The 247-nt window shown below is 40.5% G+C and carries 1 protein-coding gene; it reads right to left on the bottom strand.

Translation table 11 applies throughout. The features are described from left to right. Positions 1 to 247 (bottom strand): hypothetical protein (locus tag ACH5TW_RS00400; RefSeq protein WP_439334496.1); only part of this gene is annotated, 247 nt, incomplete at both ends.

Genomic DNA, 247 nt, shown 5'->3' with positions numbered 1-247 from the left:
CAAAGTCACAAGCATTCACAGTAAGATCTTGAACATCACTAATTGTTAAGGCATCAGCAGGAGTTACCGTAAATGTAGCTGTATCTTGCCCAGACTCACATAAGTTCGTTACATTATAAGTTACACTCGTATTACCACCCTCACATAAAGCAGGAGCAGTAAGTGCACTAATATCTGTAGCTTGCGGATCACAACCACCAGTTACACTAAAACCAGCAATCCAATTAGCAAAGGCTGTATCTAAAGC

The organism is Thalassobellus sediminis (genome assembly GCF_044386045.1).
GTDB lineage: Bacteria > Bacteroidota > Bacteroidia > Flavobacteriales > Flavobacteriaceae > Thalassobellus > Thalassobellus sediminis.
The sequence above is the reverse complement of the archived record's forward strand: the minus strand, read 5'-3'. Positions and strand labels throughout refer to the sequence as shown.